Here is a 1,202-nt window from a genome sequence, read left to right as displayed (position 1 = left end):
GCCCCCGGGAAGACGCGATCGTCAGATCACTTGATGATCTTCGACACCACGCCGGAGCCGACCGTGCGGCCGCCTTCGCGGATGGCGAAGCGGAGGCCGTCTTCCATCGCGATGGGCGCGATCAGCTCGACGCCGAACTTCAGGTTGTCGCCCGGCATCACCATCTCGGTGCCCTCGGGCAGCGTCACGGTGCCGGTCACGTCCGTCGTGCGGAAGTAGAATTGCGGACGGTAGTTCGCGAAGAACGGCGTGTGGCGGCCGCCCTCTTCCTTGGTCAGGATGTAGACCTCGGCCTCGAACTCGGTATGCGGGGTCACGGAGCCCGGCTTGCAGAGCACTTGGCCGCGCTCGACGCCCTCGCGGTCGATGCCGCGCAGCAGCGCGCCGATATTGTCGCCGGCCTCGCCGCGGTCCAGGAGCTTGCGGAACATCTCGACGCCCGTGCAGGTCGTCTTCTTGGTGTCGCGGATGCCGACGATCTCGATCTCGTCGCCCACGTTGATCACGCCACGCTCGACGCGGCCGGTCACCACGGTGCCGCGGCCGGAGATCGAGAACACGTCCTCGATCGGCATCAGGAAGGGCTGGTCCACGGCGCGCGCGGGCTGCGGGATGTAGTCGTCGACCGCCTGCATCAGCTCGCGGATCTTGTTCTCGCCGATCTCGGGATCGCGGCCTTCCATCGCCGCCAGCGCCGAGCCCGCGACGATCGGAATGTCGTCGCCCGGGTAATCGTAGGCCGACAGCAGCTCGCGGACTTCCATCTCGACGAGCTCGAGCAGCTCCTCGTCATCCACCTGGTCGACCTTGTTGAGGAAGACGACCATGGCCGGGATGCCGACCTGGCGGCCGAGCAGGATGTGCTCGCGGGTCTGCGGCATCGGGCCGTCGGCGGCGTTCACCACGAGGATCGCGCCGTCCATCTGGGCGGCACCGGTGATCATGTTCTTCACGTAGTCGGCATGGCCGGGGCAGTCCACATGCGCGTAGTGGCGCGCATCGGTCTCGTATTCCACATGCGCGGTCGAGATGGTGATGCCGCGGGCCTTCTCCTCGGGCGCGCCGTCGATCTGGTCATACGCCTGGAAGTCGCCGAAATACTTGGTGATCGCCGCCGTCAGCGTGGTCTTGCCGTGGTCGACGTGACCGATCGTGCCGATGTTGCAGTGCGGCTTCGAGCGGTCGAACTTTTCCTTTGCCAT

Annotated in this window: 1 protein-coding gene; it reads right to left on the bottom strand. The window is 66.4% G+C overall.

The annotated features are described in order from the left end of the window. Window positions 1-26: 26 nt before the first annotated feature. The coding region (gene tuf, locus BW990_RS20910) for an elongation factor Tu (protein WP_076451422.1) at window positions 27-1,202 on the bottom strand (1,176 nt) is incomplete at its 5' end.

This window comes from Roseivivax lentus, from assembly GCF_900156805.1.
GTDB classification, from domain to species: Bacteria; Pseudomonadota; Alphaproteobacteria; order Rhodobacterales; family Rhodobacteraceae; genus Roseivivax; species Roseivivax lentus.
The sequence above is the reverse complement of the archived record's forward strand: the minus strand, read 5'-3'. Positions and strand labels throughout refer to the sequence as shown.